The organism is Burkholderiales bacterium (assembly GCA_023511995.1).
Classification (GTDB): domain Bacteria; phylum Pseudomonadota; class Gammaproteobacteria; order Burkholderiales; family Thiobacteraceae; genus Thiobacter.
Genome location: JAIMAL010000006.1, coordinates 33,305 through 56,968 on the forward strand (window position 1 = coordinate 33,305; position 23,664 = coordinate 56,968).

At 66.0% G+C, this 23,664-nt stretch carries 26 protein-coding genes; 18 read left to right on the forward strand and 8 right to left on the reverse strand.

What is annotated here, in order from left to right; translation table 11 throughout:
• On the forward strand, positions 1-516 hold the full coding sequence (locus tag K6T56_04430; protein MCL6555594.1) for a low molecular weight phosphotyrosine protein phosphatase: 516 nt from the start codon (positions 1-3) through the stop codon (positions 514-516).
• A gap of 42 nt (positions 517-558) precedes the next feature.
• Here K6T56_04430 and K6T56_04435 read toward each other — a convergent pair whose 3' ends face one another.
• Positions 559-3,075, reverse strand: coding sequence for an Rne/Rng family ribonuclease (locus tag K6T56_04435; protein MCL6555595.1), 2,517 nt, complete (start codon positions 3,073-3,075; stop codon positions 559-561).
• 480 nt (positions 3,076-3,555) lie between these two features.
• On the opposite strand from K6T56_04435, the gene K6T56_04440 reads away from it, so the two are divergent.
• From K6T56_04440 to K6T56_04460, 5 genes are read left to right on the forward strand one after another with little or no spacing between them, the layout of a single operon-like run.
• Positions 3,556-4,503, forward strand: coding sequence for an RluA family pseudouridine synthase (locus tag K6T56_04440; GenBank protein ID MCL6555596.1), 948 nt, complete (start codon positions 3,556-3,558; stop codon positions 4,501-4,503).
• A gap of 16 nt (positions 4,504-4,519) precedes the next feature.
• Positions 4,520-5,176 carry an HAD-IA family hydrolase gene (locus K6T56_04445; GenBank protein MCL6555597.1) on the forward strand — a complete coding sequence of 219 codons (657 nt, stop codon included), beginning with the start codon at positions 4,520-4,522 and terminating at the stop codon, positions 5,174-5,176.
• Positions 5,155-5,505, forward strand: coding sequence for a Rieske 2Fe-2S domain-containing protein (locus K6T56_04450; GenBank protein MCL6555598.1), 351 nt, complete (start codon positions 5,155-5,157; stop codon positions 5,503-5,505). Before K6T56_04445 ends, K6T56_04450 begins: the two co-directional genes overlap by 22 nt.
• 1 nt (position 5,506) lies before the next feature.
• Entirely contained in the window at positions 5,507-6,451 is a 945-nt protein-coding gene (locus K6T56_04455) for a S49 family peptidase (GenBank protein ID MCL6555599.1), read from the forward strand.
• Positions 6,448-6,687, forward strand: coding sequence for a hypothetical protein (locus tag K6T56_04460; GenBank protein MCL6555600.1), 240 nt, complete (start codon positions 6,448-6,450; stop codon positions 6,685-6,687). The genes K6T56_04455 and K6T56_04460 overlap by 4 nt, the downstream gene beginning before the upstream one ends.
• Before the next feature lie 45 nt (positions 6,688-6,732).
• Here K6T56_04460 and K6T56_04465 read toward each other — a convergent pair whose 3' ends face one another.
• The 3 genes from K6T56_04465 to K6T56_04475 are packed head-to-tail and all read right to left on the reverse strand — an operon-like array spanning position 6,733 to position 8,791.
• Positions 6,733-7,545: an SAM-dependent methyltransferase gene (locus K6T56_04465; GenBank protein ID MCL6555601.1), complete on the reverse strand. Its 813-nt coding sequence runs from the start codon at positions 7,543-7,545 to the stop codon at positions 6,733-6,735.
• Positions 7,542-8,429: a DMT family transporter gene (locus K6T56_04470; GenBank protein MCL6555602.1), complete on the reverse strand. Its 888-nt coding sequence runs from the start codon at positions 8,427-8,429 to the stop codon at positions 7,542-7,544. Before K6T56_04470 ends, K6T56_04465 begins: the two co-directional genes overlap by 4 nt.
• Positions 8,426-8,791 carry a DUF1992 domain-containing protein gene (locus K6T56_04475; protein MCL6555603.1) on the reverse strand — a complete coding sequence of 122 codons (366 nt, stop codon included), beginning with the start codon at positions 8,789-8,791 and terminating at the stop codon, positions 8,426-8,428. Before K6T56_04475 ends, K6T56_04470 begins: the two co-directional genes overlap by 4 nt.
• A gap of 62 nt (positions 8,792-8,853) precedes the next feature.
• Here K6T56_04475 and K6T56_04480 point away from each other — a divergent pair, with 62 nt between their 5' ends.
• The gene (locus K6T56_04480) at positions 8,854-9,255 is read left to right on the forward strand and encodes a hypothetical protein (GenBank protein ID MCL6555604.1); all 402 of its coding nucleotides are present in this window, start codon (positions 8,854-8,856) and stop codon (positions 9,253-9,255) included.
• On the opposite strand, the gene K6T56_04485 is transcribed toward K6T56_04480, so the two are convergent.
• The 4 genes from K6T56_04485 to K6T56_04500 are packed head-to-tail and all read right to left on the reverse strand — an operon-like array spanning position 9,241 to position 14,359.
• Positions 9,241-10,473, reverse strand: coding sequence for a hypothetical protein (locus K6T56_04485; GenBank protein MCL6555605.1), 1,233 nt, complete (start codon positions 10,471-10,473; stop codon positions 9,241-9,243). The two genes, K6T56_04480 and K6T56_04485, sit on opposite strands and share 15 nt — an antisense overlap.
• A gap of 16 nt (positions 10,474-10,489) precedes the next feature.
• The gene (locus tag K6T56_04490) at positions 10,490-11,065 is read right to left on the reverse strand and encodes a Maf-like protein (GenBank protein MCL6555606.1); all 576 of its coding nucleotides are present in this window, start codon (positions 11,063-11,065) and stop codon (positions 10,490-10,492) included.
• A gap of 6 nt (positions 11,066-11,071) precedes the next feature.
• A complete protein-coding gene (gene oadA / locus K6T56_04495; protein ID MCL6555607.1) occupies positions 11,072-12,919 on the reverse strand; it encodes a sodium-extruding oxaloacetate decarboxylase subunit alpha in 1,848 nt (615 codons plus the stop codon).
• Positions 12,920-12,940: 21 nt separating this feature from the next.
• Positions 12,941-14,359: an acetyl-CoA carboxylase biotin carboxylase subunit gene (locus K6T56_04500; GenBank protein ID MCL6555608.1), complete on the reverse strand. Its 1,419-nt coding sequence runs from the start codon at positions 14,357-14,359 to the stop codon at positions 12,941-12,943.
• 53 nt (positions 14,360-14,412) lie between these two features.
• On the opposite strand from K6T56_04500, the gene K6T56_04505 reads away from it, so the two are divergent.
• The 11 genes from K6T56_04505 to mltG all read left to right on the forward strand — a co-directional run bounded on the left by K6T56_04505 (position 14,413) and on the right by mltG (position 23,664).
• Positions 14,413-14,910 carry a YceD family protein gene (locus tag K6T56_04505; GenBank protein MCL6555609.1) on the forward strand — a complete coding sequence of 166 codons (498 nt, stop codon included), beginning with the start codon at positions 14,413-14,415 and terminating at the stop codon, positions 14,908-14,910.
• Between the two features lie 31 nt (positions 14,911-14,941).
• The gene (gene rpmF / locus K6T56_04510; GenBank protein ID MCL6555610.1) at positions 14,942-15,118 is read left to right on the forward strand and encodes a 50S ribosomal protein L32; all 177 of its coding nucleotides are present in this window, start codon (positions 14,942-14,944) and stop codon (positions 15,116-15,118) included.
• Between the two features lie 38 nt (positions 15,119-15,156).
• A complete protein-coding gene (gene plsX / locus K6T56_04515; protein ID MCL6555611.1) occupies positions 15,157-16,191 on the forward strand; it encodes a phosphate acyltransferase PlsX in 1,035 nt (344 codons plus the stop codon).
• Positions 16,188-17,153 (forward strand): ketoacyl-ACP synthase III, encoded by a 966-nt coding sequence (locus K6T56_04520; GenBank protein ID MCL6555612.1) that lies wholly within the window; start codon positions 16,188-16,190, stop codon positions 17,151-17,153. Before plsX ends, K6T56_04520 begins: the two co-directional genes overlap by 4 nt.
• A 32-nt stretch (positions 17,154-17,185) precedes the next feature.
• Positions 17,186-18,124 carry an ACP S-malonyltransferase gene (gene fabD, locus K6T56_04525; GenBank protein ID MCL6555613.1) on the forward strand — a complete coding sequence of 313 codons (939 nt, stop codon included), beginning with the start codon at positions 17,186-17,188 and terminating at the stop codon, positions 18,122-18,124.
• Positions 18,125-18,169: 45 nt separating this feature from the next.
• Positions 18,170-18,910 (forward strand): 3-oxoacyl-ACP reductase FabG, encoded by a 741-nt coding sequence (gene fabG / locus K6T56_04530; protein ID MCL6555614.1) that lies wholly within the window; start codon positions 18,170-18,172, stop codon positions 18,908-18,910.
• Positions 18,911-19,013: 103 nt separating this feature from the next.
• Positions 19,014-19,253: an acyl carrier protein gene (gene acpP, locus K6T56_04535; protein MCL6555615.1), complete on the forward strand. Its 240-nt coding sequence runs from the start codon at positions 19,014-19,016 to the stop codon at positions 19,251-19,253.
• A gap of 29 nt (positions 19,254-19,282) precedes the next feature.
• Positions 19,283-20,521, forward strand: coding sequence for a beta-ketoacyl-ACP synthase II (gene fabF / locus K6T56_04540; protein ID MCL6555616.1), 1,239 nt, complete (start codon positions 19,283-19,285; stop codon positions 20,519-20,521).
• 24 nt (positions 20,522-20,545) lie between these two features.
• Complete coding sequence (locus tag K6T56_04545; protein ID MCL6555617.1) at positions 20,546-21,862, forward strand: aminodeoxychorismate synthase component I; 1,317 nt, start codon at positions 20,546-20,548, stop codon at positions 21,860-21,862.
• Positions 21,855-22,688: an aminodeoxychorismate lyase gene (gene pabC / locus K6T56_04550; protein MCL6555618.1), complete on the forward strand. Its 834-nt coding sequence runs from the start codon at positions 21,855-21,857 to the stop codon at positions 22,686-22,688. Before K6T56_04545 ends, pabC begins: the two co-directional genes overlap by 8 nt.
• Entirely contained in the window at positions 22,681-23,664 is a 984-nt protein-coding gene (mltG, locus tag K6T56_04555) for an endolytic transglycosylase MltG (protein ID MCL6555619.1), read from the forward strand. The genes pabC and mltG overlap by 8 nt, the downstream gene beginning before the upstream one ends.

Here is a 23,664-nt window from a genome sequence, read left to right on the forward strand (position 1 = left end):
ATGAACGGGAAAAAGAAGGTCTCCGTGCTCTTCGTCTGCATGGGCAACATCTGTCGCTCCCCAACCGCGGAGGCGGTATTCCGTGCCCATCTCGAGGAAGCCGGTTTGCATCACCATGTGGAGGTGGATTCCGCCGGCACCCATGATTACCACATTGGCCAACCCCCGGATGCCCGGGCGCGCGCTGCCGGCCTGCGGCGCGGGTATCGCATGGACCATCTGCGCGGACGCCAGGTGAGCGAGCGGGATTTCGAGCGCTTCGACTATGTGCTGGCGATGGACATGGACAACCTCGAGCATCTTGTGCGCCTGTGTCCGCAGACGCATGCCCATAAGCTTTCGCTGTTCATGGAATACGCGCGCAATTTCCGCGAGCGCGAGGTGCCCGATCCCTACTACGGCGGTCCGGCCGGCTTCGAGCAGGTGCTGGACATGGTGGAGGACGCCAGCCGCGGACTCCTCGAACACATCCGCCGGCGCCATTTCGGCCCCGGCAGACGGGGCGAAGAACAGTAAAGAAAAACGCCGTGCCATAGAGGGCACGGCGTTTTTCGGCGCCTACGCGTCGCGCCGGGTTTCCACCTGGGTGAGGGGCTCATTGCTCACCGGCGCGGGCGGTTGCGCCCAGGCCGGTTTGGGACGGGGGCCGCGTGGTTTGGGGGGTTCCTCGACGAGTTGGGCCTTCACCGCGGCCACGGCCTCGGGACGGGTTTCGATCATCACCAGACCCGCCGCCTCGAGATCCACGGGCTCAAGGCGGGGCGCTGGCGGCGTTTCCGTCACCTTCACCGGTGCCGGCGCCGCCTCTGGGAGCGCGAAGGGCAGTTCGCTTTGCGCGCTCACCGGCACCGGCGCCGGGGCTTCCCCGGGGGTGGCGGCAGCGCCCTTCGCGGCGCGGCTTTCGGCGGCATCCTCGATGATGCACTCGATCACGGGCGCGCGCGGCGCCTCCCGTTGCCGTTCGCGGCCGCGCTCCCGCCGGCCATTGCCCCGCTCCCCTTCTGCAGGAGCAGGGGGGCTTCCCGTCGCGGTTTCAACGGCTGTCGCCTCTGGCGCTTTTGTCTCGGCAGGGGCCGCCGCGGCCCCTTCGCGGCGCTCACCGCGGCCCCGGCCCCGACGCCCACGCCGGCCGCCACGCTCCCCCACGCGTTCCGTCATGCGCTCCTGGGCTTCGGTCGGCGGGGAGGAGCGGGGGGGCGCCTGCTCCGGGCGTGCCTGGGGTGGCGCTTCGCTGCGGCCCTCGGCCGAAACCACCGCACGAGCCTCTCCCCGATCGCTGCGGTGACGGTCACGACCCCGACCCCGTCCCCGACGCTCGCCCCGTTCCCCACGGGCAGGGGTGCGGCGCGGTACCGCCGGGGCTTCCGCCTCTTTTTTCTCGCCACCGAAGAGGCCGGCAAACCAGCCCGCCACCTTGGACAGCCAGGCTTCCTTCTTCTCTTCCTTTTCCGGGGCCTTCTCCGCCACCACCGGCGCCGGCTGGGCCGGGGTGATGTCGCGCACTGCGGCCACCTGCCGCGGCTTGGGCGGCTCCGGCACTTCCGGCTCGGTGACTTCCGCCGGCGCCTCCACCAGCTCGTAACTGCGACGGTCGATGGCGGCCACCTCGTCGGCCTTCAGCCGCTGCACGGTGAAATGGGGCGTCTGCAGGTGCACGTTGGGGATGAGCACCACGCTCACCTTGAAGCGGGCCTCGATCTTCCAGATGTCGGCGCGCTTTTCGTTGAGGAGATAGGTGGCCACGTCCACCGGAATCTGGGCATGCACCGCTGCCGTGTGTTCCTTCATGGCCTCTTCCTGGATCAGGCGCAGGATGTGCAGGGCGGTGGATTCGGCGCCGCGGATATGCCCGGTGCCGTTGCAGCGGGGACAGACCACATGGCTGGTTTCACCGAGGGAGGGCTGCAGGCGCTGGCGCGACAGTTCCAGGAGGCCAAAGCGGGAAATCTTGCCCATCTGCACCCGCGCCCGGTCGAGATGGAGGGCATCGGCCAGGCGTTTTTCCACTTCCCGCTGGTTGCGCTGGCTCTCCATGTCGATGAAGTCGATGACGATGAGGCCCCCCAGGTCACGCAGCCGCAACTGACGGGCGATCTCGTCGGCGGCCTCCAGATTGGTGCGGAAGGCCGTCTCCTCGATGTCCGCGCCCTTGGTGGCGCGGGCGGAGTTCACATCGATGGCGGTGAGGGCCTCGGTGTGATCGATGACGATGGAACCGCCGGAGGGCAGGGTGACCGAACGCGCATAGGCGGATTCGATCTGGTGCTCGATCTGGAAGCGGGAGAAAAGGGGAACGTCATCCCGATAGAGCTTGATCTTGTTGACATTCTGCGGCATGACGTGACTCATGAACTGTCGCGCCTGCTCGTAGATGTCCTCGGTATCGATGAGGATTTCGCCGATGTCCGGTTGGAAAAGGTCGCGGATGGCGCGAATGACCAGGCTGCCTTCCTGGTAGATGAGGAAGGGGCCGGACTGGCTGGCCGCTGCCGCCTCGATGGCGCGCCAAAGTTGCAGGAGATAGTTGAGGTCCCACTGCAGTTCCTCGACCGTGCGGCCGATGCCCGCCGTGCGGGCGATGATGCTCATGCCCGGCGGCACGTCCAGCTTGGACATGGTCTCGCGCAGCTCGTCCCTTTCCTCCCCCTCGATGCGGCGGGAGACCCCGCCACCGCGCGGGTTGTTGGGCATGAGCACGAGATAGCGGCCGGCCAGACTGATGAAGGTGGTGAGGGCCGCCCCCTTGCTGCCGCGCTCGTCCTTTTCCACCTGGACGATGAGTTCCTGGCCTTCCTTGACCGCGTCCTGGATGCTGGCCCGGCCCACCGTTGCCCCTTCGCGGAAATAGCTGCGGGCGATTTCCTTGAAGGGCAGGAAGCCATGCCGCTCCGCCCCATAATCCACGAAGCAGGCTTCGAGACTGGGTTCGATGCGGGTGATGACCCCTTTGTAGATGTTGGACTTGCGCTGTTCCTTGGCTGAGGATTCGATGTCGAGATCAATGAGCTTCTGACCGTCGACGATGGCCACACGCAGTTCCTCGGCCTGCGTGGCGTTGAACAACATGCGTTTCATCTGTGTGGTCTCCCGCGCTCAGGACACGGGAAGGCCAGACCGCGCCCATCCCGGGGATGGGCGATGGCTGCTCAAACGGCGGAGGTGGGTGGAAATCCGGTCTCGTCGAGGGGCATCGAATGGGTCTGGTTGAAACTTTGGCGATGGGATGCATCTTCAACGCACCGGCAGCGGGTCAGCCGTGGACCCGGGCCGCTGACGTCATGCCTTTCATCACCGTAAATTGGGGCCGGCGCGCCATGCGCGTCGGCGGAATCCCATGTGCTCTGAGCGCGCAATTTCAAGTACTATCGCTGCTTTTGTCGCGGCGGTGAGCGAGTTAACCGCCTGCTGGGCGACGCCGGTCAGGGGTGCCGGGCGCTTTCACTCAAAGCACACCGCCATCGCCGCTTGTCGGGGACCGGATGACCCGTCCGGCCGCTCGCCCGGAGCCGCTCTGGCGGCGGAGGAGCCAAGGCCGGAAGCAACAGTATATTGAAAATGAAAGAGTTAAGCAAAGAATCCGTCATCTGGCTGGAAATCGGCGAGGAGGCCGCCGGCCAGCGCATCGACAATTTCCTGCTGCGGGAGCTCAAAGGTGTCCCCAAAAGCCACATCTACCGCATCCTGCGCACCGGCGAGGTGCGGGTGGACAGCCGACGGGTGACGGCCGCCCATCGCCTCACCCCTGGCGAGCGGCTGCGCCTTCCGCCCCTCACTCGCGCCGTCCGGGAGGCCGGCCGCGCCAGCCCCTTCAGAGGGCGGGTGCTCTACGAGGATGAGGCGCTCCTCGTGGTGGACAAACCGGCGGGATTCGCCGTCCATGGGGGCAGTGGGGTTTCCCATGGCCTCATCGAACAGTTGCGGCAGGCGCGCCCCGAGCTGCGCTTCCTGGAACTCGTCCACCGTCTGGACAAAGACACTTCGGGCGTCTTGCTGCTGGCGAAGAAACGCTCCGCCTTGGTGCGCCTGCACGCCCTGTTGCGGGAAGGAAAGGTGGAGAAACACTACCTGGCCCTGGTCAAGGGGCGTTTCCCCCATGCCCGCCAGCATGTGCGACTGCCCCTCGCCAAATACGTGACGGAAAGCGGGGAGCGGCGCGTCAGCGTGACCGAAACGGGCCAGGCTGCCCATACCGTGCTCACCCTGGTGGAACGCTTCGATGACTACAGCCTGCTGGAGGCGGAACTCAAGACCGGGCGCACCCATCAGATCCGGGTTCACCTCGCCCATCTCGGTCACCCCATCGTGGGCGACGAGAAATACGGGGACTTCCCCTTGAACAAGCGGCTCGCCAAAGAGGGGGTGAAGGGCATGTTCCTCCATGCCCGGCGGGTGGCCTTCGCCCATCCGGTGACGGGTGACAGGGTGAGCTGGGAAGCGCCCCTCCCCGCCGCCTGGGAGGCGTTTCTCGCCCGCCTGAAAAACGAGAGGGCGCGCACGCAATAGGTAGGTCTTATTACCCATGGCAAGACGATTCGACCTCATCGTGTTCGACTGGGACGGGACGCTCATGGATTCGGCGGGCGTCATCGTCTCCTGCATCAGGCAGGCGGCGGTGGATTGTGGGCTTGCGCCCCCGCCCGAAGCCGCCTGCCGGCAGATCATCGGCCTGGGGCTCACCGAGGCCTTAAGCCAGCTTTTTCCGACGCTGAATCCCGATGCGCATCCGCACCTCGTGGCCCGTTACCGTTACCACTACCTGGGACGGGATGGGGACATTCCCCTCTTCCCCGGCGCGGCGGCCCTGGTGCGCCGGCTGCACGCCAACGGCTATCTCCTCGGTGTGGCCACCGGCAAAAGCCGCCAGGGGCTGGAGCGGGTGCTGCGCCATACGGCGCTTTCCCCCTGCTTTCACGCCACCCGCTGCGCCGATGAGTGTTTTTCCAAGCCCCATCCCCAGATGCTGGAGGAATTGATGGACGAACTAGGCGTGACCCCTTCCCGCACCCTCATGGTCGGCGATACGAGCCACGACCTGCTGATGGCCCGCAATGCCGGTGTGGCGGCCCTGGCAGTGAGCTACGGCGCCCATAAAAAGGAAGACCTCGTGGCCCAGGCGCCGCTGGCCTGTGTGGACAGTGTGGAGGAATTGCAGGCATGGTTGGAACGTTACGCCTGATCTGTTCCAGTTGGGATCTGGAGGAGGGGGGCCGTGGGGTGCGTTTCCGCATCCGCCACCAGGGCGAGGAAAAGCCCGCCTTCGTGGTACGCTTCGAGGGCGTGTGCCGGGCCTATCTCAACCAATGCGCCCATGTGCCCGTGGAACTGGATTTCCGCGAGGGGGAGTTCTTCGATGAATCCGGTCTCTATTTCGTCTGTTCCACCCACGGCGCCCTCTATGCCCCGGAATCCGGCGCCTGCATGGGGGGACCCTGCAAGGGCCGGGGCCTCATTCCTCTGGAGGTGGTGGAAATCGACGGCGAGGTTTTCGTAAGGGAGGAAGCGTGACATGGCGGAAGGTGAAAGCTGGGAAAGACAGACACTGGAAAAAATCGCCCTGGCAGCGGTGACGGAACAGCGCCGCGCCCGGCGCTGGGGGATTTTTTTCAAAAGCCTGGGGTTTCTCTACCTGTTCCTCCTTCTGGCCGCCTACCTGGGTTGGCTCACGCCTTCGGAGCTGCCGGCGGCGGGTCGCAAACACACGGCCCTGGTGGACCTGCAGGGCATCATCGCCCCTGGCGCGCCCGCCAGTGCCGAGCGCATCATCGAGGGACTCAACAAAGCCTTCAAGGACAAGCACACCCAGGGGGTCATCCTGCGCATCAACAGTCCGGGCGGCAGCCCGGTGCAGGCGGGCCAGATCAATGACGAAATCCGCCGCCTGCGCGCCCAGTATCCCCACATCCCCCTCTACGCGGTGGTGGACGACCTGTGCGCCTCCGGCGGCTATTACGTGGCCGTGGCGGCCGACCGCATCTATGTGGACAAAGCTTCCCTGATCGGCTCCATCGGCGTGCTCATCAACGGCTTCGGCTTCACCGGCACCATGGACAAGCTGGGTGTGGAAAGACGGCTGCTCACGGCGGGGGAGAACAAGGCCTTCCTCGATCCCTTCTCCCCGGAAAACCCGCGGCACCGTGCCTACGCCCAGCGCATGATCGAGGAAATCCACCAGCAATTCATCGACGTCGTGCGCAAGGGCCGGGGCGCCCGCCTGAAGGAGACGCCGGAAATGTTCACGGGGCTTGTCTGGCACGGCGCCAAGGCCATCGAACTGGGGCTGGCCGATGCCTACGGCAGCGTCAACTCGGTGGCGCGGGAAGTCATCAAGGCGGAAAACATCGTCGATTTCACGCCGCAGCAGAGTCTCGCCGACCGGCTGGCCAAGCGTTTCGGCAGTGCCGCGGGGGAGGCCCTGCTCGGGCTTCTCAACGGGGAGCTGAGCCTGCGATGAACAAGGATTACCGTCCCATTTCCTGCGCTGAGCACGAGCGCCTGGAATTCGCCGTGCTGCGCCGCTTCCCCATCACCCTCTGGCTTACGGAGGGTGGCAGTCTCACCGGCCAGGCGGTGGACGTCTTCACCCGCGACGGCGCGGAGTGGCTGCGCCTGCGCGAGCCCACCGGCACGGAACACGTGCTGCGTCTGGACAAAATCCGCAAAGTGCAGATGCCAGAAGGCGAGACGTGAAGGCCATTACGCGGCCGATCAAGGCGTTTGCCCTGATCGCCTGCCTCACCCCCGCCTTTTCCCAGGGGGCAAAGGAAACCGGGAGCCGCTTTGTGTTGTTGGGGAGCCTTGGCGCTCGCCTTCCCGTCGGCGCCGCAGAGGGGAAGTGCCGGGGGCGGCGTAGAGGAGAAACACCGCCGGCCACTCAGGCAGCGGGTCTGCCGCCCGCCAGGCGGCGATCGGGCGGGTGAGGATGCGCTCGTTGGGGGTGGTGAGCGCCAGGGCCACACACAGTTCCGTCTCCGGCGCACAGCTTTCCACGATGGCCTGCAGCAGGGCCCGGTTGCGGTAGGGTGTTTCGATGAAGATCTGGGTCTCGTCGCGCCGGCGCGAGTCGGCCTCCAGCTCCCGCAGGCATTTCCGACGTGCATCCCGCGCCACCGGCAGATAACCGTGGAAGCGGAAGCGTTGGCCATTGAGTCCCGAGGCCATGAGGGCCAAAAGCAGCGCCGAAGGCCCCACCAGAGGCACGACGGGGATGCCTTCCCGATGGGCAAGACGCACCAGCTGCGCCCCGGGGTCCGCCACTGCCGGACAGCCCGCTTCCGACACGAGCCCCACATCGATGCCCGCGCGTAAAGGGGCAAGCAGGTCGGCGAGGGTGTCTTGCGGCGTGTGCTCGTCGAGGGTGAAGAGGCTTAAGGAGGCGAGCGGCTGCGGCATGCCCACGCGCTTGAGGAAGGCCCGGGCCGATTTCGGCGCTTCCACGACGAAGTGGGTGAGCCGCGCCACCGTGGCCTGCACCTCTCGCGGCAGCACCTCGTCGAGCTTCCCCTCCCCCAAGGGCGTGGGAATGAGATAGAGCCTGCCGGGATTCATGTCCCTTTCCCGCTCAAAGCAATGAGGGCGACCCCCGCCACCATGACGCTGCCGGCGAGGAGATGACGCAGAAGCCGCCGGTCGCCGAAGAGTAAGGCGCCGAAAAGAATGCCGAAGAGGATGCTCAAGCGCTTCACCGCGATCATGTATGCGGTCTGGATGCGTTCCAGCGCCAGGAAATGGGTGAGCACCATGACGGCCATGAGACCACCCACGATGAGCGCGCCGCGGTCGGGAAAGACGAACACCCGCAGCGTGGAGGGCTCGCGTAGGCCCATCACCAGCACCGTGAGCAGGCCCAGCAGCACGAAATAGAAAGCGCCGAAACTCGCGCCGCCCATGTACTGCATGGCGCCCTTGCCCAATACCGAAGTCACGCTGTAGATCATTGCCACGGCCAGCATGAGGCGCGAAGCACGCTGTCGCAGCATGGCGGCGAAGGGGGAGAGCCACGAACGGGGCGCGAAGATGCGGGCGTGCTCCAGATTGAGGACATAGGCGCCCAGGGTGACGAGAAGCACACCCGCCAATCCCTCGGGCGAAAGGGTCTCGCCCAACAACCACCAGCCCATGAGGCTCGCGAACACCGGCGTGAAGGCCATGTAGGGCAGGGTGAGGGCAAGGGGGCTGTCACGGATGGCCAGCACGTAGAGGACCATGGCCAACACCTCCAGGGGCAGGGCGGCGCCCACCCAGAGCCAGAAGGGGACGGCAGGCAGCGTCGGGGGATGGAGCAGAAGCCAGGGCACAAGCCACACCGCGGCCAGGCCGAAACGGATCATCACCAGTTCCGGCGCCGTCCGCCGCGCGAGCCATTTCTGCGTCAGGGCATCGGCGGCGGCCAACGTCACGGCGCAGGTGAGGGCCAGGAAAAACCAGCTCACCCCCTGCCTCCGAAGCGCACGGCGAGTTTTTCCCCATATTCCGGCAGAAGCCGCAGCTCAATCCCCTGACGGGCAAGCCGCGCCTGAAGCAGACTCAGGCGAAGGGCGAGGCGGCGTTTGTCCGCCTCTTCCTCTGCCTGTCCCAGGGCACGGGTGAGTTCTCTGAGATCCCGCAGGGCTTCCACCTCCGGCGGGACGAAACCGGCGTTTTTGAGGATGCGCCAGGCCATGCGCAGTTCGGCGGGAACCAAGGCATCGTCATCGAGCCGCAAAGGCTGCCCCGCACCCGGCAGGTCGTCGAATTCCCCCGCCGCGATGGCAGCGGTGATGCGTTCTTCGGCGAGACGATCGAAGAGGTCCATGAAACGGCGCAGCTTACGCAAAGCATGCCCCTGCCGCAAGCCGCCCACGGTATACTGGCGGCATGAACGAAGCCGCGCTGGAACCCGCCGATCGCCTGGTGGTCCTCACCCATGTGATGTACGCACTGCACGCCCTGAGTGCATTGGGTGGCCTGCTCACGCCCGCCCTGGTGGTGACAGCTTTTCTCACCGGTTGGCCCTCCCTCATCGCCATCATCATCAACTACGTGAAGCGCGACGAGGCACGCGGCACATGGATCATGGCCCATCTGCGCTGGCAGGCACGCACCTTCTGGTTTGCCCTGCTGTGGCTGATGGTGGCCTGGCTGCTTGCCCTCACCGTGATCCTGCTGCCCCTGGCCTGGATCTTCCTCGCCCTCACGGGCCTGTGGGTGGTCTATCGCATCGTGCGCGGCTGGCTGGCCCTGCTGGACCGCCGGCCGGTGGGTTCATATACCCAGTAGCGCGCGCACTTCGGATGAACGGGAAAGATTCATCGCCCTCTCCGTCAGGCGCCGGGCTTCGCCTGCGTCCGTTGCCGCGATCTCCTGCGCAAGCCAGGGAATGAGGGCCGCATCCACCGAGAAGCGGGTGAAGCCCAGGCCCAGCAGCAGGGTCATCGCGCCCGGCCATTGGCTGATGAGGCCATTGACCTGCAGCCGCTCGCTGCCGCCGGCACGGGCGATGACCTGGGCGAGGAAGCGGTAGAGGGCGGGAGCGTGGAAATCGAATTGCGCCGCCACCGCCGGCTCGCTGCGATTGGCGCCGAAAAGACACTGCATCAGGTCGTTGCAGCCCAGGGCGGCGAAATCCGCCACTTCCAGGAGCGCATCCACACTCAGTGCCGCCGCCGGTGTCTCCAGCATGGTCCCCACCGGAAGGGCAGCCCGCTGTCGCATCTGCCCGGCCCAGTCCTCCACTTCCTCCCGCCGCGTGACGTAGGGCAAAAGCACCTGCAGCGGATGATGGGCTGCCAGCTCGGCGATGGCGTCCAGCTCGTCCCGCACCACCCGCGCCACCGCCTCCCAGTCGTAGAGCCGCACGCCCTGCACACCCAGGGTGGCATGCACACCGGGCATGCGGCCAAGCCAAGGGGGCAGCTTGTCCGGCGCCACATCCAACAGTCTCACCGTGACCGGCCGCCCGGCCATCGCCTCGCAGATGGCTTCAAGCTCCCGGCGGAAAAACGCCCGCCCGGGTGGGCTGGCATCCTCCGGCAACAGGAACTCGGAACGGAAAAGGCCGATGGCCGCCGCACCATTGCGCGCGGCAAGACGGGCTGCCGCCAACGAGCCCACGCTGGCAGCCAACGTCACCGGCCTGCCATCCGCGGTGCACAGAGTGCGGGGCGCGGGCGGGGCCGGTGCAACCGGCGGCAGGGGCGTGGTGGAAAGCCGGCCGAAGACGCCATCGAGCCACACCGTCTCGCCCAAGGGCAGCGCCTGGCCGAAGGCCAGCACCATGGGCAGCCCCCAGCCACGCAGGCGCAATACCCGGTGGGAAAGGAAAGGCGCATCGACGATCACCAGCCCGCGCAGGGCGCCATCGGGTTCAGGGGGCAGGGCCGTGAGGGCTCCTGCATCGAGGACCGCAATATAGGGCTCGCGCCCGGGGGCCGTCCCCCACAGTAGGCGGCCGTGTGCCTGGCCGGGCACGAAGGGGATGAGAAGCGTCTGCTCCATCGCAGCGTCCCCGCCTTCAGGGCAGAGACACGCCTTCCTCGGCTAGCATATCGACCAGCGCGATCAGGGGAAGTCCCACCAGGGCATTCGGGTCCTCGCCCTCGAAACGTTCGATGAGGACGATCCCCAGCCCTTCGGATTTGGCGCTGCCCGCGCAATCGTAGGGCTGTTCCTTTGCCAGATAGCGCTCGATCTGGCTTTCGCTCAATGGCCTGAACTTGACGCCAAAGGGCACGACCCGCCGCTTAAGGTGCCCCGTCGCGGCATTGAGGAGAACGAGGGCGGTGTGGAAGACGACCCGCCGGTTGGCGGCCGCCATGAGCTGCTTCTTCGCGTTTTCGAAGTTGCCCGGTTTGCCCAGCACGTTGCCATCCAGCACCGCCACCTGATCGGAGCCGATGATGAGCGCGCCGGGATAGTGGCGGGCCACGGCTTCCGCCTTCTGCTGCGCCAGGCGCAGGGCGGTGTCCCATGGTGCTTCGCCCGCCAGTGGCGTCTCGTCCACCTGTGGGGCCATGACTTCGAAGGGAAGGCCAAGACGGGCAAGGAGCGCCCGGCGGTAGGGCGAGGAGGAGGCGAGGACGAGCTGCATCGCCGGTCACTCCGGCTGGATTTCGATCAGCGCCTCGTTGGGCCGCACCGCATCCCCCTTGGAAACGAAGATGTTGGTCACCGTTCCCGAAACGGGGGCCTGGATTTCGTTTTCCATCTTCATCGCCTCGATGACGAGGACGGGATCGCCCGCTTTCACTTTCTTTCCCGTATCCACCAGTACCTCGACGATGGTGCCAGGCATGGCGGTGGTGACATGCCCCTTGTGACTGGGCTGCGGCCGGGCGCTGGCGGGCGCCGCCTTCACTTTCGCCTTGGTTGTCTCCGTGGCGGGCACACCACCCGTCACCTCCACCTCGGCGAGGGTTTCGATCACCACCTCTTCGCTCACGCCATCCACGAGCACGTAGTAGGGGCGCGGCTCATCCCCGGGCGCACCGCTGCCGGTGATCCGGATATGGTAGGTCTCGCCGTGCAGGGTGATGTTGAATTCGTTGGGGGCGAAACGCCGGCCGGCAGCCAGGGCGGCTTCCCGCGGAAGCAAAGGTTCCGGTTTGAGGGTGCCCGCCGCCCGTTCCTGGAAGAAGGTGCGCGCAAGTTCCGGGAACATGGCATAGGTGAGAACGTCCTCCTCGGAACGGGCGAGTCCCTCGACTTCGCCCCGCAGTCTCTCGAGCTCGTCCTCCAGCAAGTCCGCCGGGCGGCAGGTGATGACCTCGGCGTTGCCGATGGCGAGGCTGCGCACCTGTTCGTTCACCGGCCCCGGTGCCTTGCCGTAGAGTCCCTGCAGATAATGCTTCACTTCCGTGGTGACGCTCTTGTAGCGTTCGCCGGTGAGGACGTTGAGCACCGCCTGGGTGCCCACGATCTGCGAGGTGGGGGTGACGAGGGGTGGGAAACCCAGGTCCTCCCGCACCCGGGGAATCTCCGCCAGGACTTCGTCCATGCGATTGAGGGCGCCCTGTTCCTTCAACTGGTTGGAGAGGTTGGAGATCATGCCACCGGGCACCTGATTGACCAGAACCCGGGTGTCCACGCCAGTGAACTCGCTCTCGAACTGCCAGTATTTCTTCCGCACCTCGCGGAAATAGGCGGCGATTTCCTGCAGGAGCGGCAGACTCAGGCCGGTGTCCCATTCGGTGCCCGCCAGGGCGGCGACGATGCTTTCCGTGGTGGGGTGGCTCGCCCCTTCGGAGAAGGCGGACAGGCAGGTGTCCACCAGCAGGGCGCCGTTTTCCACGGCTTTCAGGTGGCACATGCTGGCGAGCCCCGAGGTGGCATGACTGTGCAGATGGATGGGCACGCGCACCGCCCGCGCAAGCTCGCGGACGAGCTCCGCCGTCGTGTAGGGGGTCAGAAGACCCGCCATGTCCTTGATGGCGATGGTGTCGCAGCCCATCGCCTCCAGCTCCCGGCCGAGGGCGACGAAATGGGGAATGTCATGCACGGGACTGGTGGTGTAGCAGATGGTGCCTTCCGCGTGTTTGCCCGCTTTCTTCACCGCCTCGATGGACACGCGCAGGTTGCGCAGGTCATTCATGGCATCGAAGATGCGAAAGACGTCCACCCCATTGTCGGCCGCCTTCTGCACGAAGGCCCGCACCACGTCATCCGAGTAATGGCGGTAACCAAGCAGATTCTGGCCGCGCAGCAGCATCTGGATGCGGGTGTTGGGCAGCGCCCGGCGCAGGGCTTTCAGGCGTTCCCAGGGGTCTTCCTTGAGGAAACGCACGCAGGCATCGAAGGTGGCGCCGCCCCAGGCCTCCAGCGACCAGAAACCCACGCTGTCCAGCTTGGGGCAAATGGGCAGCATGTCCTCGGTGCGCATGCGGGTGGCGATCAGGGACTGGTGACCATCGCGCAGGACGAGTTCGGTGATCTGGACTTTCGCCATGCCACTACCTCTGCGAGTGCGTTACAGGCCTTCGTAGGCGGCGATCGCGGCGCCGATGGCGGCGGCGAGCAATTCCTTCGGCCGCGGGACCTGGTAATCCGAAAGCTCCGGATGCTTTTCCACGAAGCTCGTATCGAAACGGCCGCTACGAAAATCCGGGTGCTGGAGAATCTGCTGGTAATAGGGGATGGTGGTCTTCACCCCATAGACCACCATATCGCTCAACGCCCGCCGCCCGCGCTCGATGACCCCCGGCCAGGTGAGATTCCACACCGTAAGCTTGGCGCACATGGAGTCATAGTAGGGGGGAATCACATAGCCGGTGTAGATGGCGGCGTCGGTGCGCACACCCGGCCCGCCCGGCGCATAGTAGCGGGTGATGCGGCCGAAACTGGGCAGGAAATCGTTTTTTGGGTCTTCCGCATTGATACGGAATTCCATGGCATAGCCGCGGTAGTTCACGTCGGACTGTTTGTATTGCAGCGGCAGGCCAGAGGCGATGCGGATTTGCTCCTGGACGATGTCCACGCCGGTGATGCTCTCCGTCACCGTGTGTTCCACCTGCAGGCGGGTGTTCATCTCCATGAAATAAAACTGGTTGTCGGCATCGAGCAGGAACTCGATGGTGCCGGCATTGACGTAGCCCACGGCGCGCGCAGCCTGTACGGCGAGCTTGCCGATGTAATTGCGCTGCAGTTCGGTGAGCTGCGGCGAGGGCGCGATTTCGATCAGTTTCTGATTGCGCCGCTGGATGGAACAATCCCGTTCGAAAAGATGAATGACATTGCCGAACTCGTCGGCAAGAATCTGCACCTCGATGTGGCGCGGGTGAATGATGGCCTTTTCCAGGAAAACCTCCGGCTTGCCGAAGGCCTTCGCCGCTTCCGAGACCACGCGGTCATAGTTTTTGCGCAGCTCGTCCTCGTTGTTGCAGCGGCGGATGCCACGGCCGCCGCCACCGTTGGTGGCCTTGAGCATCACCGGATAGCCGATTTTGCGCGCCAGTGCCACCGCCTCGTCCACCGATTCCAGGTTGTGCTCGGAGCCGGGGATGACGGGAATGCCGGCCTTGATCATGGCCTGACGCGCGGCGATCTTGTCCCCCATTTGGCGAATGACCCGCGCCGGCGGGCCGATGAACTTGATGCCCCGCCGGGCACAGATTTCCGCAAGCTGAGGGTTTTCCGAGAGGAAACCGTAGCCGGGATGCAGCGCATCACAGCCGGAGGCCACCGCCAGGTTGACGATGTTGTGGGCATTGAGATAACCCAGCACCGGGTCGGCGCCGATGTTGTAGGCTTCGTCCGCCTTTTTGACGTGCAGCGCGTGACGGTCGGCATCGCTGTAGATGGCCACCGACTTGATACCCATTTCGGAGCAGGCGCGCACGATGCGCACCGCGATCTCGCCCCGGTTGGCAATGAGTATTTTCCTGATCACGCGCGTCAATCCGCTTTGACAGCCAAAGCCGGCGATTGTATCATGCGCCCCTTATGTCTGAACAGGTTACGGTGGACAACCTCGAGCTTGCGCGCAGCGGAAAATCGCTGGCCGGCAGTTTTCCGCTGGCCGCCCTTTCCCGTCTGCACGACCAGGTCGCCTCCCTCGATGCCACTCTGAGTTACGAGTTGAGCGGCCGGCTCGACAGCGAAGGCAAGCCCGGTCTCCACTGCCGGGTGCAGGGCACCCTGCAGCTTGTCTGCCAGCGCTGTCTGCAACCCCTGACCTGGGAACTCGACCTGGCTTCCGATCTGGTTCTGGTCGGCAGCGAGGCGGAGCTGGCCGAAGGCAAGGACGATCCGGAGGCACCCGACCGCCTGCTCATGGAGAAGGAAATGGATGTTAAGGCCCTGATCGAAGACGAGGTCCTCCTCGGCATGCCCCTCGTTCCGCGCCATCCGGAGGGGCAGTGTCAGGCAGCACAGAGCGGCGCCCGCCGTGAGGGGGAGCACCCCTTCGCCGTGCTCGCGCGGCTGCGACCGCAGACGTGAAGCAACACAGTACAGTAAAAGGAGTCAGTCCATGGCCGTTCAACAGAACAAAAAGTCACCCTCCAAGCGCGGCATGCACCGTGCGCACGATTTTCTGACCAATCCGCCGCTGGCAGTGGAACCCACCACCGGCGAAGTGCATCTGCGCCATCACATCAGCCCGAGCGGCTACTACCGCGGCAAGAAGGTCCTGCGTAAAGGCGATTGAAACAGCGGGCGCGGCTCGCCCGGTGTTCTCCCTGGCCGATGGACATCACGGTCGCAGTGGATGCCATGGGGGGCGATCACGGCCCCCATGTCACGGTTCCCGCAGCGCTCTCGGTGCTGGACCGTGATCCCCACGTCAACATCGTCCTCGTGGGTTTGAGCGACGTGCTGGAGGCGGAGCTGCGCCAGCGGCGCCGCCACACCGATGCCCGCCTGCGCATCCACCATGCGCCGGAAGTGGTGGCCATGGACGAGCCCCCGGCGCAGGCGCTGCGCAACAAGAAACATTCCTCCATGCGCCTGGCGGTGGAGCTGGTGAGGACGGGCGAGGCCCACGCTGCAGTCAGTGCCGGCAACACCGGCGCGCTGATGGCGATTTCCCGGTTCGTGCTCAAGATGCTGCCCGGCATCGAACGTCCGGCCATCTGCACCGTGCTTCCCTCTTTGCGCGGGCCCGTGTACATGCTGGACCTGGGCGCTAACGTGGACTGCACCGCCGAGCATCTGCGCCAGTTCGCCGTCATGGGCGCTATGCTGGCCTCAGCGGTGGAGGAGAAAGCCAACCCCAGCGTGGGGCTGCTCAACATCGGCGCCGAGGCGATCAAGGGCAATGACGTGGTCAAGGAAGCAGCGGAGCTTTTGCGCCACAGCCATCTCAATTTCTACGGCAACGTGGAGGGCGACGACATCTACAAGGGCACCACCGATGTCGTGGTCTGTGACGGCTTTGTTGGCAATGTGGCGCTCAAGACCACCGAGGGGCTCGCCCGCATGCTGGGCGCCTTCCTGCGCGAGGAATTCAAACGCAGCCTGCTCACCCGGCTCATGGCCCTGGCCGCCTGGCCGGTGATCCAACGCTTCAAGAAGCGCGTCGATCCGCGCCGCTACAATGGCGCCACCCTCGTCGGCCTGCGCGGCATCGTCATCAAAAGCCATGGCGGGGCCGACAGCTTTGCCTTCCGTTTCGCCATCGAACGGGCGGTCTCCGAAGCGCGGCACGGCGTACTGCGCCGCATCAGTGAACAGATGGCCCTCATCCACCCCCACGCCCCGGAAGAGGCGACGGTGCAATGATCTACGCCCGCATCGTCGGCACCGGCGGCTACCTGCCGGAAAAAATCCTCACCAACGCCGACCTGGAAAGGATGGTGGACACCTCCGACCAGTGGATCGTGGAGCGTACCGGCATCCGCGAGCGGCACATCGCCGCCGAAGGGGAATACACCAGCGACCTGGCGGTGGCTGCCGCCCGTCGTGCCCTGGAAATGGCGGAAGTCCATCCGGCAAGCGTCGACCTCCTCATCGTCGCCACCACCACGCCCGACCGTGTCTTTCCCAGCACTGCCTGCATCGTGCAGGCGAAACTGGGCATTGCCAACGCTTCCCCCGCCTTCGACGTGCAGGCCGTCTGCAGCGGTTTCGTCTATGCGCTGGCCACCGCCAACAATTTCATCCGCGCCGGCCAGGCCCGGACGGCACTGGTGATCGGCGCCGAGACCCTTTCCCGCATCACCGATTACACCGACCGCACCAACTGCATCCTCTGGGGGGATGGGGCGGGGGCGGTCGTGCTCGCCGCTGACGACGAGCCCGGCATCATCTCCACCCACCTGCATGCCGACGGCCGCCACCAAGAGCTGCTTTACGTGGATGGCGGCCCCTCCATGGGCAACTGCAGCGGCGCCGGACCCCACATGCGCATGCAGGGGAACGCGGTGTTCAAGATGGCGGTGAACACCCTGGATGCCATCGTCGATGAGACCCTGGCCGCCAATGGCCTCCTCAAGAGCGACATCCACTGGCTGGTGCCCCATCAGGCCAATATCCGCATCATCCAGGCCACGGCGAAGAAACTGGGCATGAGTATGGAAAACGTGGTGCTCACCGTGGACAAACACGGCAACACCTCCGCGGCATCCATTCCCCTGGCCCTCGATACCGCAGTGCGGGACGGCCGCATCCGCCGGGGCGAAACCCTCCTCATGGAGGCCTTTGGCGGTGGCTTCACCTGGGGTTCCGCGCTGGTGCGCTTTTGACTGATGGGTGGCTTACGCGCCCTTGACCAAGGATGACCATGAAATTCGCTTTTCTCTTTCCCGGACAGGGCTCCCAGTCGGTGGGCATGATGGCCGCTTTCGCCGCTGAAGCCCTTGTGCGCGACACCTTCGCCGAAGCCTCCGAAGTGCTCGGCCAGGACCTGTGGGCCCTGGTGAGCGAGGGCCCGGCGGAGGAACTCAACAAAACCGTCAACACCCAGCCGGTGATGCTTGCCGCCGGGATGGCGGTCTACCGGGCCTGGCAGGCCGCAGGCGGCCCGGAGCCCGCCGTGATGGCCGGCCACAGTCTGGGGGAATACACGGCGCTTGTCGCCGCCGGGGCCTTATCCTTCGCCGATGCCGTGCGGCTCACCCGGCTGCGCGCCCAGGCCATGCAGGAGGCGGTGGCCGAGGGTGTGGGGGCGATGGCCGCCATCCTGGGGCTTCCCGACGAAGCGGTGCGCGCCCTCTGCAGCGAGGCCGCCGAAGGGGAGGTGCTGGAGGCGGTCAACTTCAACAGCCCCGGCCAGGTGGTGATCGCCGGCCACAAAGCCGCCGTGGAGCGGGGTGTGGCGCTCGCCCGGAGCAAAGGCGCGAAACGGGCGGTGATGCTGCCCGTCTCGGTGCCCTCCCACTGCACCCTCATGCGGGGCGCCGCCGAGGTGCTGGCCCGCCATCTGGAGGAGGTGGCGTTCCAGCGTCCCCGCATCCCCGTTTTGCAGAATGCCGACGTGGCCGCCTTCGACAGCCCGGAGGCCATCCGGGCGGCGTTGGTGCGCCAGCTCTTCAGTCCGGTGCGGTGGGTGGAGACCATCCAGCGCATGGCGGCGGAAGGGGTGACCCTTGCGGCGGAGTGCGGGCCGGGCAAGGTCCTGGCGGGCCTCAACAAGCGCATCGCCCCCGAAATGGCGTGCCTGGCGCTCGTCGATCCGGCTTCGCTCGCTGACGCAATATCTAAAGTGAAACAGTAAGTTGCAAAGCATTTATCAACCAAACTCTCAAGAATAGGAGGCCTCATGCTGGACGGACAAATCGCCCTCGTCACCGGGGCCAGCCGGGGCATCGGCCGGGCCTGCGCCCTGGAACTGGGCCGCATGGGCGCCACGGTGATCGGCACCGCCACCAGCGAAGCCGGTGCCGAGGCCATCGGGCGGGCACTCGCCGAAGCGGGGGTGAAGGGCAGGGGATTCGTCCTCGACGTCACCGACGGACAAGCCATTGAGCAGGTCCTGGGAAAGATCCGGGGGGAATTCGGGGAGGTCAGCATCCTCGTCAACAATGCCGGCATCACCCGGGATAACCTCCTCATGCGCATGCGGGAGGAGGAGTGGGACCAGATCATGGACACCAACCTCAAATCCGTTTTCCGCCTCTCCCAGGCCGTGCTGCGTCCCATGACCAAGGCCCGCTACGGGCGCATCATCAGCATCGCCTCGGTGGTGGGCGCCATGGGCAATGCGGGGCAGACCAACTACGCCGCGGCCAAGGCCGGCATCATGGGCTTCACCAAGGCGCTTGCGAGGGAGGTCGGCTCCCGCAACATCACGGTCAACTGCGTCGCCCCAGGCTTCATCGACACCGACATGACCCGGGCGCTGCCGGAAGCCCAGCGCCAAGCGCTTTTGGCCCATATTCCCCTGGGCCGGCTGGGCACCCCCGAGGACGTGGCCGCCGCCGTGGGCTTTCTGGCCTCGCCGAAGGCGGCCTACATCACCGGCGTCACGCTCCACGTGAACGGCGGCATGTACATGATTTGAAATAGAAAAATGAAACGGCCGAGGCTTTTGGCCGGGGCCGGCGATTCTGCTACAATGCGCAGGTTTTTGCGATCCCATCCCAAGTCAAGGTAAGGAGCCCCAGATGGAAAACATCGAACAACGCGTCAAGAAGATCGTCGCCGAGCAGTTGGGTGTCAACGAGGCGGAAGTGAAGAACGAGTCTTCCTTCGTGGACGATCTGGGCGCGGATTCCCTGGACACCGTGGAGCTGGTGATGGCCCTGGAGGAGGAGTTCGATTGCGAGATTCCGGATGAAGAGGCGGAGAAGATCACCACCGTCCAGCAGGCCATCGACTATATCAACACCCACCTCAAGAAATAACCCCGCCCTTATCTTTCCGGAGTCATCGTTTGGTCAGACGCAGAGTCGCCGTTACCGGCCTGGGGATCGTCAGCCCGGTGGGCAACACCGTGGATGAAGCCTGGGCCAACATCCTCGCCGGCCGTTCCGGCATCACCCGCATCACGCGCTTCGACGCTTCCGCCTTCGCTTCCCAGATCGCCGGAGAGGTGAAGGGTTTCGACGTCGGCGCCTACCTGTCCGCCAAGGAAGCCCGGCGCATGGATACCTTCATCCATTACGGGATGGCGGCCAGCATCCAGGCGCTGCGCGATGCCGGCATCGACCCCAAACCGGAAGACCCCGAGCGGTATGGCGTCATCGTCGGCTCCGGCATCGGCGGCCTGCCCATGATCGAATCCACCCACAGCGAGTATCTCGCCAACGGTCCGCGCCGAATTTCCCCCTTTTTCATCCCCGCCACCATCATCAACATGATTTCGGGCAACCTCTCCATCATGTATGGTTTTGAGGGCCCGAATCTTGCCATCGTTACCGCCTGCACGACCGCCACCCATTGCATCGGTGAGGCGGCGCGCCTCATCCAGTATGGGGATGCCGACGTGATGGTGGCGGGCGGGGCGGAAGCCACCGTGACCCCCCTGGCCATCGGCGGTTTCGCCGCGGCGAAGGCGCTGTCCACCCGCAACGACGATCCCGCTGCCGCCAGCCGCCCCTGGGATAGCGGCCGCGACGGCTTCGTCCTGGGGGAGGGCGCCGGCGTGCTGGTGTTGGAAGAATACGAGCGGGCGGTGGCCCGGGGCGCCAAAATCTATTGCGAGCTCATCGGCTTCGGCATGGGGGCGGATGCCTACCACATGACCGCCCCCTGCGAGGACGGGGCGGGGGCGGCGCGCTGCATGCGCAACGCCCTGCGGGATGCGGGGGTGGCCCCGGAGGAAGTGGATTACATCAACGCCCACGGCACCTCCACCCCCTTGGGCGACAAGGCGGAAACCGTGGCCGTCAAGGCTGCCTTCGGCGACCATGCCCGCAAGCTGGTGATGAGTTCCACCAAGTCCATGACCGGCCACCTCCTGGGGGCGGCGGGCGGAGTGGAAGCGGTGTTCACCGCTCTGGCGATCCGCGACCAGGTGGCGCCGCCCACCATCAACCTGTTTTCCCCGGACCCGGAATGCGATCTCGACTACGCCGCCAATGCGGCGCGGAAAATGAGCATTCGCGTGGCCCTCTCCAACTCCTTCGGTTTTGGCGGCACCAACGGCACGTTGGTCTTCCGCAGGGTCTGACGCCTGCCGCGGCGCCGCCGCACCATGAGCGCGCCGATCGAAATCGAGCTGCCGGCCCTGCCCGATCTCCTCGCCCTCCATGCGACCTGGCCGGAGCGCTACCCCTACCTCCTGCAGACCCTGGCGGGGGCGGGCTGGGACATCCTCTTCGCCTGTCCCTCGCACACCCGACGCTTCCGCCTGGGGGAAACGGGCGTGCTTGCCGCCCTGGAGGCGGCCTGGCGGGAAGAGGCGCAGCCCCCATCCCCCAGCCGGCTTCCCTTCCGCGGCGGCTGGTTCGTTTACCTCGGCTATGAGGTGCTGCAGGAAATCGAGCCCCGGGTCCCGCCCCGACAGCCGCTGGCGGATTTTCCGCTGGCGGTGTTGAGCCGCATCCCCGCCGCCCTCCTCGTGGACCGGGAGCGGCAGCGGGCCTACGCCGTTGCCGAAGCCGGCCACCGGGATTGCCTCGACACCCTCCTTGCCGACGCGCAGGCCAAATCCGCCTGGCAGCCGGCCCCGGCGGTCGCCCAATGGGTCGAGGAAGCCCCCGCGGAAACCTTTCTGGAAGGGGTGGGCCGCGTTCTCGCCTACATTCGCGAAGGGGACGTGTTCCAGGTGAATCTCGCCCGCCGCTGGCAGGCGGCGCTTGCCGCCGGGGTGAGCGCCGCCGATCTTTATGCGGCCCTGTCCCGCCACAATCCGGCGCCTTTTGCCGGGCTTGCCCACTTTGGCCGGGAAGCGATCGTGAGCTCTTCCCCGGAACGCCTGGTGCGCATTGAAGGCACGGCCATCGAAACACGCCCCATCGCCGGCACCCGCCCGCGGGCGGCGGACCCGGCCGCCGATGCCGCCCTGCGCGCGGAACTCCTTGCCACCGCCAAGGAACGCGCCGAACACATCATGCTGGTGGATCTGGAACGCAATGACCTGGGCCGGGTCTGTGTGCCGGGGAGCGTCGAGGTTCCCCGCCTGCTGGAACTCACCTCCTACGCCCACGTGCATCACCTGGAATCCACCGTGCGCGGTCGGCTGCGACCCGGCGTCTCTCCGGCGCAAGTGGTGCGCGCCCTGTTTCCGGGGGGCACCATCACCGGCTGCCCCAAGGTCCGCTGCCTGGAAATCATCCGGGAACTGGAGGCGGTGCCCCGCCTCGCCTATACGGGCAGCATGGGCTATGTGAACCGGGACGGCAGCCTCGACCTCAACATCCTCATCCGTAGCTTCATGGTGGAGGAGGGGCGGCTCGAATTCTGGGCGGGGGCGGGCATCGTCGCCGACTCCCGGCCGGAGCGGGAATTGGCAGAAACGCGCGCCAAGGCCAGGGGCCTGTTGCGCGCCTTGGGGGTCTTCCATGACTGAAGCCAAGCCAGGCCTCGTCCGGACCCTCGTCAATGGGGTGGCGACCTCCCACGTGGGGGTCCTGGACCGCGGCCTCATGTACGGCGATGGCGTGTTCCGCACCCTGCGCGTGGCCGGCGGCCGGCCCCTGTGCTGGTCCCGCCACTACCGGCGCCTTTGCAGCGATTGCAGCCGGCTGGGCATCGCGCCCCCGGAGGCCTCCCGGCTAGAAGGGGAGATCGCGGCACTGGTGGAGGAGGCGGACTGTGTGCTGAAAATCGTCGTCACCCGGGGGGAAGGGGGCCGCGGCTACGGCGCCCGGGCCCTGACGCCCACCCGTATCCTGCTGCGCGCGCCGCTGCCGGATCATCCCCCAAGCTATCGCCGGGAAGGGGTGCGGCTTCACCTTTGCAAGCTGCGCCTCGCCCACCAGCCGCGGCTTGCTGGGGTGAAGCACTTAAACCGCCTGGAAAACGTCCTCGCGCGGGCGGAATGGAGCGATCCCGAGGTGCCGGAAGGCCTGCTCCTCGATGAGGAGGGCATGGTCATCGAGGGCACCATGAGCAATCTTTTCCTGCGGCGGGGCGACCGCCTCCTCACCCCGGACCTCAGCCTTTGCGGCGTGGCGGGTGTGCAAAGGGAACGCATCCTGGAAAAAGCCCCCCGTCTCGGACTGAAGCCCGAAGTGGCCCGCTTTGGTCTCCCGGAGCTGCTGGCCGCGGAAGAGGTCTTCGTCTGCAACAGTATCATCGGCCTGTGGCCGGTGCGGGCCCTGGGACAACATCCCTTCACGGTGGGCGGCCTTGCCGGGGCGCTGGATGCCCTCCTGGCCGAAGACGATGCTTAAACGCTTGATCCTTCTTTTGGTTTCCGGGGTGCTCTTGGTTACCGGCTGGCTGGCCTGGTTTGCGGTCTCCCGCCTGCCCCTGCCGCAGACGCCCTTCGCCTTCGAGCTTACCCCGGGCAGCAGCCTCAGAAGCGTGGCGCGACAGCTCACGGCAGCGGGGCTTTTGCGGGAGCCGTGGAGCTTCATCACCCTGGTGCGGCTAACGGGTCGGGCCACCGACCTCAAGGCGGGAAACTATCTCCTGGAGCAGCCGCCCACGGGTCTTGAGCTCTACCGCATGCTCACCCGTGGTGAGGTGCAGGTGGCCGAAATCCGCTTCATCGAGGGCTGGACCTTCCGTCAGGTGCGCGAGGCGCTGGATGCCCATCCGGCACTGCGCCATGAAACCAAAGGGCTTTCCGAGCAGGAAATCCTGCGCCGCCTGGGCATCGACTCCCCCCATCCGGAGGGTCTGTTTTTTCCCGACACCTACTACTTCGGCGCCGGGGTGAGTGACCTTTCCATCCTGCGCCGTGCCCACGCCCTGCTGGAACACCACCTCGCCCGGGAATGGGAGGGGCGGCAGTCGGGGCTACCCTACCGCAGCCCCTACGAAGCCCTCATCATGGCCTCCATCGTGGAAAAGGAAACCGGCGTGGCGGAGGAGCGGCCCCTCATTGCCGGCGTCTTCGTCAACCGGCTGCGCCTCAACATGCGCCTGCAGACCGACCCCACCGTCATCTATGGCCTGGGCGAGGCCTTCGATGGCAACCTGCGGCGGCGACACCTGGAAACCGACGGGCCTTACAATACCTACCTGCGACCGGGTCTGCCGCCCACTCCCATTGCCATGCCGGGGCTGGCGGCCATCCGCGCCGCACTCCATCCCGCCCCCACACGCGCCCTCTATTTCGTGAGCCGGGGCGATGGCACCCACGCCTTTTCGGAGACCCTGACGGAACACAACCGGGCGGTGGCCCGTTACCAACTGAGGTGA